At 38.2% G+C, this 15,140-nt stretch carries 14 protein-coding genes; 2 read left to right on the top strand and 12 right to left on the bottom strand.

Going from position 1 to position 15,140, the window contains the following annotated elements; genetic code table 11:
- Positions 1 to 227 precede the first annotated feature (227 nt).
- Genes kynB through kynU form a run of 3 tightly spaced genes read right to left on the bottom strand, consistent with a single transcriptional unit; the run spans position 228 to position 3,004 of the window.
- Positions 228 to 854, bottom strand: coding sequence for an arylformamidase (gene kynB / locus M3627_RS13820; protein ID WP_169360514.1), 627 nt, complete (start codon positions 852 to 854; stop codon positions 228 to 230).
- Between the two features lie 12 nt (positions 855 to 866).
- On the bottom strand, positions 867 to 1,721 hold the full coding sequence (gene kynA, locus M3627_RS13815) for a tryptophan 2,3-dioxygenase (protein WP_277347115.1): 855 nt from the start codon (positions 1,719 to 1,721) through the stop codon (positions 867 to 869).
- 14 nt (positions 1,722 to 1,735) lie between these two features.
- The gene (gene kynU, locus M3627_RS13810; protein WP_169360515.1) at positions 1,736 to 3,004 is read right to left on the bottom strand and encodes a kynureninase; all 1,269 of its coding nucleotides are present in this window, start codon (positions 3,002 to 3,004) and stop codon (positions 1,736 to 1,738) included.
- A gap of 128 nt (positions 3,005 to 3,132) precedes the next feature.
- On the opposite strand from kynU, the gene M3627_RS13805 reads away from it, so the two are divergent.
- Both M3627_RS13805 and M3627_RS13800 read left to right on the top strand, forming a co-directional pair.
- Positions 3,133 to 4,215, top strand: coding sequence for a glycosyltransferase family 2 protein (locus tag M3627_RS13805; protein ID WP_169360516.1), 1,083 nt, complete (start codon positions 3,133 to 3,135; stop codon positions 4,213 to 4,215).
- A gap of 147 nt (positions 4,216 to 4,362) precedes the next feature.
- Positions 4,363 to 5,703 (top strand): BclA C-terminal domain-containing protein, encoded by a 1,341-nt coding sequence (locus tag M3627_RS13800; protein WP_251556142.1) that lies wholly within the window; start codon positions 4,363 to 4,365, stop codon positions 5,701 to 5,703.
- Positions 5,704 to 6,010: 307 nt separating this feature from the next.
- Here M3627_RS13800 and M3627_RS13795 read toward each other — a convergent pair whose 3' ends face one another.
- From M3627_RS13795 to M3627_RS21090, 9 genes are all read right to left on the bottom strand, one after another.
- A complete protein-coding gene (locus M3627_RS13795) occupies positions 6,011 to 6,157 on the bottom strand; it encodes a hypothetical protein (RefSeq protein WP_169360518.1) in 147 nt (48 codons plus the stop codon).
- A 200-nt stretch (positions 6,158 to 6,357) separates the two neighbouring features.
- A complete protein-coding gene (locus M3627_RS13790) occupies positions 6,358 to 6,633 on the bottom strand; it encodes a DUF1292 domain-containing protein (RefSeq protein WP_169360519.1) in 276 nt (91 codons plus the stop codon).
- A gap of 98 nt (positions 6,634 to 6,731) precedes the next feature.
- Entirely contained in the window at positions 6,732 to 8,441 is a 1,710-nt protein-coding gene (gene ptsP, locus M3627_RS13785; protein WP_251556141.1) for a phosphoenolpyruvate--protein phosphotransferase, read from the bottom strand.
- Complete coding sequence (locus M3627_RS13780; RefSeq protein WP_251556139.1) at positions 8,429 to 8,704, bottom strand: HPr family phosphocarrier protein; 276 nt, start codon at positions 8,702 to 8,704, stop codon at positions 8,429 to 8,431. The genes ptsP and M3627_RS13780 overlap by 13 nt, the downstream gene beginning before the upstream one ends.
- Before the next feature lie 92 nt (positions 8,705 to 8,796).
- Entirely contained in the window at positions 8,797 to 10,239 is a 1,443-nt protein-coding gene (gene nagE / locus M3627_RS13775) for an N-acetylglucosamine-specific PTS transporter subunit IIBC (protein WP_251556137.1), read from the bottom strand.
- Between the two features lie 100 nt (positions 10,240 to 10,339).
- The gene (locus M3627_RS13770; protein WP_251556135.1) at positions 10,340 to 10,822 is read right to left on the bottom strand and encodes a PTS sugar transporter subunit IIA; all 483 of its coding nucleotides are present in this window, start codon (positions 10,820 to 10,822) and stop codon (positions 10,340 to 10,342) included.
- 221 nt (positions 10,823 to 11,043) lie between these two features.
- Positions 11,044 to 11,679: a FusB/FusC family EF-G-binding protein gene (locus M3627_RS13765; RefSeq protein WP_169360524.1), complete on the bottom strand. Its 636-nt coding sequence runs from the start codon at positions 11,677 to 11,679 to the stop codon at positions 11,044 to 11,046.
- 70 nt (positions 11,680 to 11,749) lie between these two features.
- A complete protein-coding gene (locus tag M3627_RS13760) occupies positions 11,750 to 12,511 on the bottom strand; it encodes an HAD family hydrolase (RefSeq protein ID WP_169360525.1) in 762 nt (253 codons plus the stop codon).
- 70 nt (positions 12,512 to 12,581) lie between these two features.
- A complete protein-coding gene (locus M3627_RS21090) occupies positions 12,582 to 14,816 on the bottom strand; it encodes a YcdB/YcdC domain-containing protein (protein ID WP_169360526.1) in 2,235 nt (744 codons plus the stop codon).
- Positions 14,817 to 15,140 lie beyond the last annotated feature (324 nt).

The raw sequence follows: 15,140 nt of genomic DNA, 5'->3' as shown, positions 1-15,140 counted from the left end.
GGTTAAACCAAAAAGTGTTAATTTCATATGGTCTAATTTTCAAAAATACCAGTTCATATGAGAGTGAATGACGTAAATTTTTCTTAACTTGATAGCTATGCTACGGGATGAGTGAGACAGATAAGACATCACTACCACGCGCGTAAGCGATGGGTGATGGCTTATCACTCACCCCGAGGAAAGCGTCCGGCTGGGGCGGAAATCAATTCTACTCTCTGATCTAAGATTTAAAGTGCTCTTAGAACAGCTCTGACCGGACTTCCATCTGCTCCAACTATTTTTAAGGGCAACGCGATTAACTCATACTCCCCTTCCGCAACATCTTGCAAGTATAGGTTTTCGATAATATTTACTCCATGCTGATATAAAGTATGGTGTATCGGAAGCTCCTTACTTTCAATATCATCTACAGAAGGAATATCCAAGCCCAATAAAAATATCCCCTTTTCTTGTAAAAACTTACCTATATCCTCTCTTAACAAAGGTATGGAACTAGGAAACTGTTCCACATTGGTCACTTTTTTCGTTTTCAATAATAACCGTTTTGTACCATCTAAATGAAAGCCTTCTAATTCCTCACGACCAATCAAGTCTAAGCCTGTTACATCAACGACTTTAGCTGTTCCAATATAATTATTAATATTTAACTTATCTATCGTATCGGCGCTATTATTAAAGTGAAATGGTGCATCCGCATGAGTCCCGGTATGCACACTTGCAGTAATCTGGCCAATATTGACTGAACCTGTTTGTTGCTTAGTATGCACCACTTCAAAGCTAAATGGTGTGTCTCCTGGCCAAACCGCAATTTCTTTAGACAATGGTAGCGTAATATCTATCCACTTATTAGACATATTCCCTCACCCCTATAGATTAGTTCGCAAATCCCATAACTCTGGAAAAAAACGATGATCTAGTACCTTTCGTAAATAATTTACTCCAGAAGAGCCCCCTGTCCCTACTTTAAAACCAATAATTCGTTCTACTGTTTTCATGTGTCGGAATCTCCACTGCTGCAGCCAATCCTCAATGTCTATTAACTTTTCTGCCAACTGATAAAGCTCCCAATGCTGATCAACATTTTTGTATACTGTCTTCCATGCCTCAGCGACACTGTCGTCACCGGAATACGTGATGGAGTAATCCCTTTTCAATAAATCCGGATTAATAGGAAATCCTCTTCTAGCCAAACAGTCAATGGACACATCATAAATACTTGGTGATTTAAATGCTATTCCTAGCTCATAATGTAACGACTTATCCTTTTCGTAAATTTTTAATATGTGTGCTGTTTTGTACCCTAGAGCAAACTCAATTTTACGATATTGATAAGACTGAAAACCGGATGACTTCCCTAAATGATCTCTAAACTCTAAATATTCTGCAGGAGTTAAAGTAGACAATACATCCCAGGCTTGAATTAACTGTGATTGTATTTTTGTTACTCTCGCTAACATTTTAAAGGCTGTTTGTAAGTGATCCTCTTGAATAGCTTGAATAGCACTAGTCAATTCGTGAAGAATAAGCTTCATCCATAATTCATTCACTTGATGAATAATTATAAAAAGCATCTCATCGTGATGAGTAGATAACGTATTTTGACTAGCTAAAATGGTATCCAGTTTAAGGTAATCTCCATAAGTCATATCCTGTACAAAATTTGTATGAATCCCGTTTTCGTTAGATTCTCTCTCTTCAGAATTAGCAATTGGATTAGACAAAAGCTTTCCCCTTTCTAGGCTATTACTTCTCTTTCATTATCATATTGGGAGTATTCCTTCTTTTCCATAATTTCTTTTAATATATTTACAGTTTTCCAAACCTCTTCAAACGTGTTATATAGAGCTACAGGTGCCAAGCGTATACCATTAGGAGGTCGGTAATCAGGAATTATATTCCTAGATTTTAACGCTTTGCATATTCTTGCTGCCTCCTTATGCATTAGAAACAGATGACCACCTCTTTGTTCTCTTTCACTTGGTGTAATAATTGTAAATTCAAAGTTACTTAGCTCGTTCTCTATTAGAATTCTCATAAATTCTGTTAGTTGCTCTGACTTTGACCTTATTTTGTGTATGCCCACCTCCCCAAATATTTCGAGAGAGCCTAACAAAGGGGCTGCACTTAATATATGAGGGGTTCCTATTTGAAAAGAACCAGCTTGGCCAGCAGGTGTCATGAAGATTTCTAAATCAAATTGCTTCTCTTTTCGAGAGCCAAACCAGCCTGCAAGTCCTGGACTCTTGCCAAGATGCTTTTGATTTGTATAAAGACCACCTACAGATCCCGGACCTCCATTTAAATGCTTATAAGTACACCAAAACGCAAAATCTACTCCCCATTCATCTAAAGAATGAGGAATTGCCCCAATCGAGTGGCATAGGTCAAAGCCAATTAAAATATCTCTTTTATGTGCTTCATCTGTCAGCTTTTTTATATTTAAAATTTGGCCACTTCTATATAGAACACTAGGTAATACAATCATGGCTACTTCTTCAGTCATTGCTTCTATTATGTCTTCCTCGAGTAAAAGCCCATCCTTCCCCTTCACCATTACAATATCCTCTTCTGGTGATTTCCCATGTAAGGATAGCTGACTGCTAACAGCATACAGATCAGATGGGAAGTTCAGTTCATCTACTACAATTTTCGTTTTCTTGCCTTGAGGCTTATAAAAGGTAGCGATTAACTGATGTAGATTAGTTGTCGTGGAACCCGTAATTATTACTTCCTCTGGCATAGCTCCTATCAATGGGGCACACATTTCCCCAAGCTTTTCAGAAAGATGAAACCAGGGATGCTCACCTTTTGTCCAACCATCAATTCCAAAATTTTTCCATGAATCCAATAAATTTAAAACGGCTAATTCAGCTCGTCTAGATAAAAGTCCTAGCGAATTGCCGTCCATGTATATAGTATTTGCTGGGATATAGAACTCTTGACGATAATGATTTATATCATCCTCTTGATCAAGCTTTCTAGCGAATTCGATAGTACATTCCATTCAAGTATTATCCTTTTACCGAATTTTCTTTCTATTATACCAAAAACAGGCATACATATGTATGCGATATAAAAGAACCGGCTCCTTACATTTTACATATAAATATAAGGAGCAAAGGGGGATTGAATATGATTACTATAAGTTTATGTATGATAGTAAAAAATGAAGAAGAAGTTATTGGGAGATGTCTTGCATCAGTTAAAGACATAGTTGATGAAATTAATATAGTCGATACTGGCTCAACTGATCAAACAAAAGAAATAGTTAAACAATATACAAATCGCATATTTGATTTTAAGTGGATAGATGATTTTGCTGCGGCTCGAAATTATTCTTTTGAGCAAGCAACCAAAGAATATATATTGTGGCTCGATGCAGATGATGTTTTTACAGAGGACGATCGAAATAAGCTAAAACAACTAAAAACGTCTCTTGATCATTCCTATGACGCTATTTCTATGAAGTACCATTTAGCCTTCGATGAAAATGGGAATGTAACCTATCTATTACGTAGGTATAGACTTGTTAATAGAAAAAAACAATTTAAATGGATAGGTCAGGTCCACGAATATTTAGCAGTAGAAGGTAACCTTTTAGATAGTGATGTTGCAGTGAGTCATCTGCCTTTGAGTCATGATTCCAATAGAAATTTAAGTATCTACCAAAAAATGATAGATGACGGCAAACAACTAACTCCACGTGATACGTTTTATTTTGCAAACGAATTAATGGATCATGCTAAGTATGATGATGCAATTACTTACTATGAATTATTTCTACAGTCCAATCAGGGATGGATTGAAGATAATATAAGAGCATGCTTCAAGCTTGCTGACTGCTACTATGAATTAGGCAACCATCATCAAACATTATTATCAACGCTAAGAACTCTTTCCTATGATATACCACGCCCAGAGGCTTGTTGCAGAATAGGATACCATTTTATGGAACAAAATAAAAATCATGAGGCTATTTATTGGTATAAGGAAGCTCTTAACTATAAGAATAAAGAGTTACTCAGTTTCCAAAATACTAATTTCTCTACCTGGTTACCTCACCTGCAACTTTGCGTTCTTTATGATCGAATTCAAGAACATAGAATTGCTCACTCTCATAACGAGGAAGCAAGAAAATATAGACCGACCGATGAAAGAATAATAGGAAATAAAAAATACTTTGATCAAATATTAAAAGATAGCCTAGAAGAATAGAACCTAGTATATTAACCATTTTACCTATTTAAAGCCACTTTTCTCAAAAAAAGTGGCTTTTTTTTGAAATTTAATTAGACAAGTAGTCCTTTGACCTCCTCCAATCTATTTTCAACGAATAGGATGTGACAGAGAGGAGGTGAAACAATGGATTTAAATAATTACTTTAGCAGAAATGATGATTGTAATAAATGTAGAAATTGTCCTACTGGACCTACTGGGCCTACGGGACCTGCAGGAGGACCTGTTGGACCTACTGGGGCTACGGGTGTAACTGGGGCTACTGGTGTAACTGGGGCTACTGGAGCTACTGGAGCTACTGGGGCTACCGGGGTATCTGGAGCTACTGGCGCTACTGGGGCTACCGGCGCTACCGGGGTATCTGGAGCTACTGGTGTAACTGGGGCTACTGGAGCTACCGGCGCTACCGGGGTATCTGGAGCTACTGGACCTACTGGGGCTACTGGCGCTACTGGAGCTACTGGGGCTACTGGGGCTACTGGGGCTACTGGCGCTACTGGCGCTACTGGCGCTACTGGCGCTACCGGGGTATCTGGAGCTACTGGTGTAACTGGGGCTACTGGAGCTACTGGAGCTACTGGCGCTACCGGGGTATCTGGAGCTACTGGTGTAACTGGGGCTACTGGAGCTACTGGAGCTACTGGCGCTACCGGGGTATCTGGAGCTACTGGCGCTACTGGAGTATCTGGAGTTACCGGAGTAACTGGGGCTACTGGTCCTACCGGCGCTACTGGAGCTACTGGAACAACTGGGGCTACTGGCGCTACTGGCGCTACTGGCGCTACTGGGGCTACCGGGGTATCTGGAGCTACGGGGGTAACTGGGGCTACTGGACCTACCGGCGCTACTGGACCAACTGGGGCTACGGGGGTAACTGGGGCTACTGGACCTACCGGCGCTACTGGGGCTACCGGAGCTACTGGACCTACCGGGGCTACGGGCGCTACTGGGGCTACCGGGGCTACTGGGGCTACTGGGGCTACCGGAGCTACTGGAGCTACGGGCGCTACTGGACCTACCGGGGCTACGGGCGCTACTGGTGCAGATGGAACACCAGCTATTACTGAATTTGCACATGTATACAATAGATCTACACAAACAGTACCTGTTGGAGGTTCAGTAACTTTCGATACTAATGGACCTATAGTTGGTGACATTACTCATGCACCAGGTACAGCAACTGTGACTATAGGTAATACAGGATATTATCTAATCACCTATTCCGTTACAGGAATCGAGAATAACCAATTTGCAATATTCGTTAATGAAACTCCACTACCGGAAACACTTTACGGTACACGCGCTGGTACTCAACAAAATAATGGGCAAGCAATCGTGTTCTTAAATGCAGGAAATGTTATTACTGTAAGAAACCATTCATCTGATCTTCCAATTTTCCTATCAATCGAAGACGGTGGTAATGAAACAAACGTAAATGCATCGCTTATTTTGCAAAGATTGACTTAGTTTTAAAAAGAGATTCTATTTTTCTACAAAAACCTAGAGAAAGGAGCAATTCCCTATAAAGGGATTGCTCCTTTCATACTTATTTTTTAATTGACTCGGCAGGCAGAGACATACTTTGAGATTAGTGAGAGAAATAAAACACCGCAACCGCACCCCAAAAGCGTATGTCAAATCATCCCTAACTTACCCTTATAAAAGCAATCACTATTTTCTATTCATTTTCACCTGAAAATAGGAATTATGAAACCTTAATACCAAAATGACAACAACCATCTATAAGAGAGATTGTCATTTTGCGTTTTCCTATTTAAATAGTCGCCGAATGATCTGTGGTAATACTTGGATCACTAAAGTAAGCATTATAGGCTATTAATGTTACACCTAGCTTTTCTTCCAATTCATGCAATTCCATTAACTGCTCGCTATCTAACTCTGCAAATTTGTAATCTTCCACCTTAAATCATCCTTTCTTTCCTTTATAATCTCCGTCTCCAAATAATTTATACATTTTTAATCAAATACTACTGTCTTCGTCATACAAGTGTATTTTGAGAGAAAACATAGAACTTTAACTATGAAGTAACTAAAAAAGCACGAGAAATTTTACGATTGGTAAAATTTCTCGTGCTTTTCGATTCTAAGGTAATTTCTATGTTATTCAGCTTCTGCAGCCATGAATGCAGCAGATACTTTATCAAATTCTTCATCACTTTCGATATTAGCTAGTTCATCTTCGCCTTCTATACGTAAAAAGAACACATCGAAATCTTCCTCTGTTTCTTTTTGAATTTCATCAGCAAAGCCAACAGCTGCATAGATTTCACCTTCGACTTCTAGTAAACCTAAAACCTCAATATCCTGTTCTTCATCGTTTTCATCAATTACAGTAAAAATGTCGCCAATTTCTACTTTTCCAGTATTTTCTTCCATTCCAATCTCCTCCTAACAAAGTTCTATTCAAGTACCCTTTTTACTTTCACTTGATATTTCATCATTACACATTTACTAGCAAAAAGAAAGAAGTAAGATCACAGAAGATATTCTTTTACATATTGTGATACTTCTTTGTCGGTAGCCAACGTTAATATGTGCTTAAGGTGTTCGCTTAATTCTTCTTTGTTTAATTTAGTAATTTGAGATCTAGCCCTTAAAATAGCAGAAGGATTCATCGAGAACTCATCTATTCCAAGTCCTAATAAAAGCGGGATAGCTATTTGGTCTCCTGCCATCTCTCCACAAATCCCAACCCATTTGCCATTCTTATGTGCTGCTTCTACCACAATCTGAATTGCTCTTAAAATAGCAGGATGGTAGGGCTGATATAGATAGGAAACCTGCTCGTTCATGCGATCAGCTGCAAACATATACTGTATTAAATCATTTGTGCCAATGGAAAAAAAATCAGCTTCCTGTACAAAAAAGTCGGCAATCATTGCAGCAGCAGGCGTTTCCACCATCATGCCTATCTCAATTTTCTCTGAGACAGGAATTCCTGCATTTAAAAGCTTTTGTTTTTCTTCTAACAGAATAGATTTGGCAAGTCGAAACTCCTCAAGTATTGAAATCATCGGAAACATAATTTTTAAATTACCGTGAATACTAGCCTTTAATAGCGCACGTAGCTGTGTCCGAAAAATGTGCTGTCTATCAAGACTGATACGAATTGCCCGATACCCTAGAAACGGGTTACTCTCTTTAGGAAGACCTAAATATGATAAACCCTTATCTCCACCAATATCCATTGTACGAACAACAGTAGGCTTATTCTGCATTTTTAAAAACACTGTTCGGTAGACATCAAATTGTTCCTCTTCAGTTGGCAGCTCACTTCTGTTCATATAGAGAAATTCTGTACGAAATAAACCAATACCCTCTCCTCCATGAGCGAGTACGGCATCTATATCATGAGTATTACCGATATTTCCAACGATATGAACGGTATGACCATCGGCAGTAGTGCTAGGAACAGAAAGGTAATGACTTAAAGACTTGCCTCCTTCTACTAATACCTTTTGTTTATTCAAATAAAACCTTTTTATATCATCTACAGGATCAATAATTACTCTTCCCATTTCTCCATCTACTATGAGAGGGATACCATGCTTTATATCTAATGTTCCCTTTTTTGTACCGACTACCGCTGGAATATCAAGTGAACGCGCCAATATAGCCGAATGAGAGGTTTTTCCTCCAATGTTCGTGACAATTCCTTTTATATATTGCTTATTCAATTGGATTGTAAGAGAGGGAACTAAATCATCTGCAACTAGTATTACCTCTGATTGAATTAAACTAAGGTCGGGTAAATTTACGCCTAACAAATTGGACAGCATACGTTTGGCCACATCTCGAATGTCAGCTACCCGCTCTTTCATATAGTCATTTTCCATTTCAGCGAATGTCGTTGCATATACATCGGCAACTTTAGTTAGGGCCATCTCCGCATTGTTGCCTAGTTTGATTTGATCCGAAATTGCAGTTAACCAGGCAGGATCTTCTAACACTAATTCCTGAGCAGCAATAATGGTTGCCTTCTGTTCCCCCATATATTGCTTGGTAGAATCATATATAAGCTTTAACTGTTTCTTAGTATTAGAGATGCTCTGTTTCAATCGTTCCATTTCAATCTCAGTACTCTGGACTCCCTTTGGGTCAAAGATGAGATTGGGCTCAATTAAACAATATGCAGGAGCAATAGCCAATCCACTTGAAGCGCCAATTCCCTCTAGTTCTCGCATCCTTCACCAATTCCTTGTGAAAATATCACTTCAGATAATTTATCCAACAGCTCTTTGGAATCGTCTCCCTCGGCGACAATCGTAATTATTGCGTGTACTGGAACGCAAAGAGTCATCACAGAAAGTATGGATCGTAAGTTTGCAGATTGGCCATTATATTTCAGCTCAACCGCTGAAATAAATGGTTTTATCGCTGAAACTAGTATAGCTGCTGGTCTTGCATGTATACCCTCTGTAGCGGTAACTTTAAAATGTCTTTCCATCGCTTCTCCTCCATAATCCTTAATAGAAAAAAGAGGCAGACTCCTCCCAGAGTCGGCCTATGTTAAGTTAGTTTAATTACTCATATAATCTTTTACTTTCTCAATTTATCTACCTCATCAGCAACAAATTGAACGTTTGTGCCAACAATGACTTGAATACTTTTAGGCCCTACTACATTAATGCCATGAATCCCGGATGATTTGATTTTCATTTGGTCTACTAGATCCATATTTTTAACTTCTACACGTAAACGAGTAGCACAATGCTCTGCAGATGTTACATTTTCCTTGCCACCAAGTCCAGCAAAAATTTTAGCAGCCATTACTGCAAACTTATTATCAGCAGAAGTTGCCTCTGTTACTACCTCTACCTCATCCTCATCTTCTCTTCCAGGTGTTTTTAAATTGAATTTTATAATTAGGAAACGGAATAAGAAATAGTAAATAACTGCAAATACCAATCCTTGCACTATGAGCATATAAGGCTGGTTGGCGATTGGAATACTCAAGCTTAAGAAATAATCTATAAAACCTGCACTAAAACCAAATCCGGCTGTCCACTGAAAGGATGCAGCAATAAATAAGGATAGACCTGTTAGAGCAGCGTGAACCACATATAAAGCAGGTGCTAAGAACATGAAGGCAAATTCAAGAGGCTCTGTTACACCAGTGAAGAAGGATGCAAAACCAGCCGCAAGCATTAAGGATGCCGCTTGTTTTTTCCGCTTCGTTTTAGCTGTATGGTACATAGCTAACGCTGCTGCTGGTAAACCAAACATCATGATTGGGAAAAAACCTGCTTGATACATACCTGTTATCCCTTTTTCCCCTGTGCTTGACCAAAAATTCTTAATATCACTGATTCCGATCGTATCAAACCAAAAAACTGCGTTTAAAGCATGATGAAGACCTGTTGGGATTAAAAGACGGTTGAAGAAGCCATAAAGCCCTGCTCCCGCTGCTCCTAGCCCACTGATTGTTTCTCCAAATGAAACCAACCCTCCGTAAACAATCGGCCAAATGAAGAATAGGGCTACGGAAATAGCCAGCATTACAAAAGAAGTAACAATTGGTACCATTCGTTTTCCACTGAAAAAAGCAAGGAAGTCTGGAAGCTTTACATGACTGAAGCGATTGAACATTGCAGCCGCTATCATTCCTGAAAGGATTCCGACAAAGGCATTATTTACTTTTCCAAATGCTGCATCTACCTCGCCCACATCAATTCCTTGAAGCAAGGAAACGGTAGCTGGAGAAAGCATAGTAGTTACGACTAAAAATGCAACTAGCCCACTAAGTGCTGCCGCACCATCTCTTTCCTTCGAAAGTCCAATCGCCACACCAACCGCAAAAAGGACCGCTAGATTATCTAATATTGCCCCGCCTGCTTTAATAAGAAAAGCGGCAACTACATTGTCAGTTCCCCAGCCTGTCGGGTCGAGCCAATACCCCACTCCCAGCAATATTGCTGCAGCAGGTAGTACTGCAACCGGAAGCATTAATGAACGACCAAGCCTTTGAATATAGCTCTTCATTGTTTGCATCTCCTATTCTTTTCATAGATTCATGGGATAAAAGATAATGATTGCCTTAACTAATTCCACAAACTCTTATACTACTTTCACCTCTATTCTTTTATTTCGAAGAAACCGTCATAAGAATTGTTTTTCCTTCTTCAGCTTGTGGAGTGTCTATTAAATTGACCTTCTTCTCGTTACTATTAGTCACTACAATAGGAGTTACTAGATTTATGGCTTTTTCACGTAAAAAATCCCAATCTACCTGGATTAGTAATTGTCCTTTTTTTACTATGTCGCCTTGTTCTACACATGCAGTAAAGCCTTGTCCACCCAAGGACACGGTCTCTAAACCGATATGAATGAGTATCTCCGTCCCATCTCCTGCTCGAAGACCGATCGCATGCTTTGTGGTCGCAAGATGAATAATAGAACCATCACAAGGAGCGAAAACATCTCCGCTAACTGGCAGGATAGCTACCCCCTCACCTAGCATCCTTTCACTAAATACTGGATCTGGAACTTGATCTAGAGGGTTTACAATGCCGCTAAACGGTGCGTAGATATTCAGCTTTTGCTTAGAGAAGACTTTAGAAAGCATACTTTTGGTCCCCTTTATCCGTCTTTTAACACGCTTACATATCCCTATACACCAATATATTGTCTAGTCCCACATTAAAGAACAGAAAAAGAAGCAGGCATAAAATTAATGCCTGCTTCTTTAATAAGTTATTTGATTGAACTATTTTAGGAATCTTCAAAGGGGGTATATATATAAAATGCTCATTGATTGACTTGCTTCTATCAATGAGCATTTATGAATTATTTTACATTGCTAAAAAACTCTGTCAGCTTAGTAGAATCTGTTATATTTTCATTGCATTTTATGCTATCCATGCAGATCGTATTTCCTTGCTTTGTGAATGTCCCCTCACTACCTTTTTTGGAATTCATCATAAACAAGGTTACTTCTTCTAAGTGGTTACAGATGGCGCAAATGCCTTTTTTCACTTGGTTTCCGTATGTTCCCCGTCTTCCAAAAAGCTCACCAGCATTTTCATAAATAATATATTTACGGTTAGTACCTATGTCAGTTATACAAAAATATACTATGCTGCTTCTTTCTTCAACTGTTAGCTTAGGTGCCTTGAGTTTCTTATCTTTTGGAAAAAACTTTTTAATGGTTTGTCCCGTAATCTCTGGGAAAGGAATAACGTAGTTCTTAGCTTCTGCCAAATACACTTCGAGTTGCTCTTTATTTTCTAGCTCCAACACTCTATCGATTAACATTTGCTGTTCTTCATTTAAACCTATAAAAACCTCAGCACTTTTTTCCTGAACAAGTTCTTTTAATGCTTTTATAACGGATCTATCCCTAGTAACACCGAGACCTTTTACTAACTTTTTGGCTTGTTCCTTTAATATATTATATTGAATTGGTACCATGAACTGCTCCATTGCTCTTACTCCCTACTTTAACTTTGATACTACTTAAATTACCAACCTTTGTAAGTAAGTGCAAGTGAAGTTACAAAAAAATATCCAATAGCTCCTCCAATTTATAAATTACAGAATAAGGTATAGCTTCTCTTGGAATAGCTCTTAAATTAACCTGTGATTCTCTACTCAGTTTAGCTAGGATAATATCCCTTAGCATTTCATGTCGGGCTCTTAACTCTAGCTTGATAGACTTAAGTTGCTCCGGTAAGCTTCTGTTAATCCAGATTGCCTTAGCACCCCAAGTATTTGCAGGTATAATATCGTGATCAATTCGGTCTCCTATATGAGCTACAACTTCGCCTAACTCCATAAATACTCCCTCATCTGGCTTTGCATAGCCAATCATGTCAGGTGTAATTATTCTATCAAAATACGGGGTCAGTCCTAAAGCATTCATTACTGGCATCTGAAATTTAGAGTAGCCATTTGTTATAATCGCAAGAGTATAGCCCCTTAGCTTTAGCTCCTGCAGTACCCCTAAAATCCCCTCTTCTAAAAGATAGATGGAACCTGGAACACAGTGTTTTTTTACTATCTCTTCCACGTTAATCAACAAATTTAACTCATGTAACTGGGTATAGGAAGTAATGATTTCTTCCCAATCATATGCCTCCACATATTGTCGTTGATTCAGGCGATTTCTATGCTCAGCAACAAATGATTCTACACAATTTGTTAAGTTCCTATTCTCCTCGCAAATGGCATTGCGTATTTCAGGAAATACATAATCAATAAAAGGATTTTGCATAATCGTTCCATCTAAATCAAAAGTGATCCATCTGTTTACCATTTTACACCCCACTAACCAAATGATAGAAGTAGAAAAGCCCTCGCTTCAACGAGGGCTCCTAGCTTAATGATTAATAATTATTGTATCTTCCCTTTTTAGCAATTTCATGGGCTAAGCGTATAGTAGAAACCGACATTTCCGCATAAGTAACTTCCTGTTGCGGATTAAATTGATTTTTTTCAGTAGCAAATAAACCATACTTATTCGCTAACGCTACATAACCAATGTAGTCGGATTTAATTTTATTTGTATCCTCAAAGTTAACCTTGTATATATCATAATGCTTAGCCGCATGCTCTAGCCCTAGCACACGGATATACCAAGCAGAAAGTTCTTCTCTTGTTACTGGTGAATCAACAGCAAACTTCTTATCCCCCGCTTTTATAATTTCAGCACTTACAGCACGTTCAATCAACTGAAATAATGGATGTTTTGGATCTATATTATCGAATGTTTGCTCCACCGTTTCATTGCCATAATAATACCTTCCCTCATAGAAGTAGGTTAAGGAATTCATTAATATTTTTAAGGCCTCGCCCTTCGTAATAGCTGCATCTCCATTAAAAGCCTTAGCATCTTTTACATCTAAAATTTTTGTGCTTATTAGATAGTTTAGCTCTTCCTGTGCAGTTGGATGAGAAACAACCACAGAGCTTTGCTCTCCACCAAACAGACTGCTCCATTTACCAGTCGTAGCATCTAGAGTACTATAAGAGCTGTCGTTATATACAGGCACATACAGTAAGTCATAGTGTTTATTATCTTTCTTTTGCATTTGCTTTGAATAATTCAGTTTAACTTTTAAAGAATTATTTAAAAGTGTCTTTGCCTCTTTTGCGGAAATCACTTCCTTAAGAGAAGGCCACTCTTCCACCTTTTGTTCATTTACATATAAGCTGCTCAAGGAACCATCTGCTGAAACTCCAACGTTTATGGAATCTCCACTTACTATTATGCCATTAACAACTCGTGGGAAGGAGAAGTTATATGCGCCCATATTTTCCTCATAATAAGGCTCATCGACAGGCATACTAAAGTTGTGTAAGTAAGAAGGAATCCATTCTTTAATATAGCTTGTTGCTTTCGCTAAAGCATCCTTCTGAGAAATTGGCTTGGCAACTTCCTGTTTCTCTCCAAGTTCATTCATTAAATACCCTAACATATTGTGATATTGAATGACTTCCCCAGTAGCCTTGTTAATTTCAATACTAGCACCGCTACCACCGTTTCTATGGTTATACATATACTGAATACTGTAAACCGTCTGACCATTATAGTTCTCAATCTCATCAATAGATTGAATGCTTAATTTAAGCTTGTCAGATTTATTTTCTAACAGCTTCTCAGCTGCTTTCTTCGCTTGTTCCATAGTGATCCCCTTCTGCTTTGCAGGCAGAGGCTTCTCTACAATCTTTTTAAGCTTTGTTTTGGATGGAAATTGATCCGTATATCCATTTGGAGTTAACCACTTACCTGTAGCAGCACTCAATCCAAGAAAATTACCTGTCGGTTGATAGACTAGCTTAACCGTACGTTCTCCCGATTGATAGTCAATATTTACCTGGTATTGAAGCTCTACCTCTAGATTCTCTTTTAATTTGTTTAATATATCTTTTTCAGACTTAATATTTTTTACTTCATCAAATGTATTCTTTTCTTGTGTAGAGGGATATTTATAAAAACTAGTAATTTGACCGTTTCCAAGAACATTTATATCTACACGGTTATCGGATATAGATATATCATTTTTAGTTTTAGTGAATGAAAAAGAGTAGTTAATTGGTTCTGTTAAAATTCTTGTTGGATAATAGTAATTATTATCGCTTTCGAGCTGATAGGAATCCTCCTTCAACAAGGTTTTCACAAAGTCTACGGCTAATTTTCTAGCTTCGTCCTTAGATACCTTTGCCGGGAATAAGGCATCTGATCCAATTGGTGGAGAATATGAAAAATGCTCAATATCTAAATTATCTCCAACAAACCCAACACTTCCATAAACTCGTTTACCTTCTATTGTCTGGGTAAAGCTAAGACTATACCGGGATGTCTCATCCTCTGGAGTATAATAATTGCCACTACTCATCTGAAAATCACTGCTTTTCAATGAATCAAACTGCTTTGGAAAATACGAGCGAAACTTTTTAATTAAATCGTCCTTTGTATAAACAACGTTTGAAGCAGCTACCTGTACAATCGGTTTACTAGTCTGATTCGTCCCATTTGGAGCAGCGCTTACAGTAGTAGAAAATAACCCAACGGTCAATGCCGATGAAGTTAAAATAATCCCAAGCTTATTTAATCTCACCTAAATAGTCCCCCAATTTATTACTATATTTTCATATCTATATCTTCCTATGCTTGTCTATTAACTTATCTATGGAATAGGTTGCTTGAACATAATCTGTTTCCTAACTCTCCTCCCTTTTAAACACAAACTTATTTATATATATGCTCCATAAAATTAGAATATTCCAATTAAAATAAGTTTTTTTGACTTGAGAGGTAAAAGAGTATTTAGAGTGGGTGACAAAGAACTATTTGGGAGAGTGTCGTGAAGTGAAAAAGGGATTGTAGTAAATTATGTGGGCATTGTCGTAATCCATTGCTCGATTGTCGTAAAGTTTGAGTT

The sequence above is a fragment of the Psychrobacillus sp. MER TA 171 genome (assembly GCF_023713305.1).
Lineage (GTDB): Bacteria > Bacillota > Bacilli > Bacillales_A > Planococcaceae > Psychrobacillus.
The sequence above is the reverse complement of the archived record's forward strand: the minus strand, read 5'-3'. Positions and strand labels throughout refer to the sequence as shown.

Coding starts and splice junctions, on each gene's coding strand:
- kynB (WP_169360514.1), bottom strand. CDS start 854: ATGTCTAATAAGTGGATAGATATTACGCTACCATTGTCTAAAGAAATT.
- kynU (WP_169360515.1), bottom strand. CDS start 3,004: ATGGAATGTACTATCGAATTCGCTAGAAAGCTTGATCAAGAGGATGAT.
- M3627_RS13805 (WP_169360516.1), top strand. CDS start 3,133: ATGATTACTATAAGTTTATGTATGATAGTAAAAAATGAAGAAGAAGTT.
- M3627_RS13800 (WP_251556142.1), top strand. CDS start 4,363: ATGGATTTAAATAATTACTTTAGCAGAAATGATGATTGTAATAAATGT.
- M3627_RS13790 (WP_169360519.1), bottom strand. CDS start 6,633: ATGGAAGAAAATACTGGAAAAGTAGAAATTGGCGACATTTTTACTGTA.
- ptsP (WP_251556141.1), bottom strand. CDS start 8,441: ATGCGAGAACTAGAGGGAATTGGCGCTTCAAGTGGATTGGCTATTGCT.
- M3627_RS13780 (WP_251556139.1), bottom strand. CDS start 8,704: ATGGAAAGACATTTTAAAGTTACCGCTACAGAGGGTATACATGCAAGA.
- nagE (WP_251556137.1), bottom strand. CDS start 10,239: ATGAAGAGCTATATTCAAAGGCTTGGTCGTTCATTAATGCTTCCGGTT.
- M3627_RS13770 (WP_251556135.1), bottom strand. CDS start 10,822: ATGCTTTCTAAAGTCTTCTCTAAGCAAAAGCTGAATATCTACGCACCG.
- M3627_RS13765 (WP_169360524.1), bottom strand. CDS start 11,679: ATGGAGCAGTTCATGGTACCAATTCAATATAATATATTAAAGGAACAA.
- M3627_RS13760 (WP_169360525.1), bottom strand. CDS start 12,511: ATGGTAAACAGATGGATCACTTTTGATTTAGATGGAACGATTATGCAA.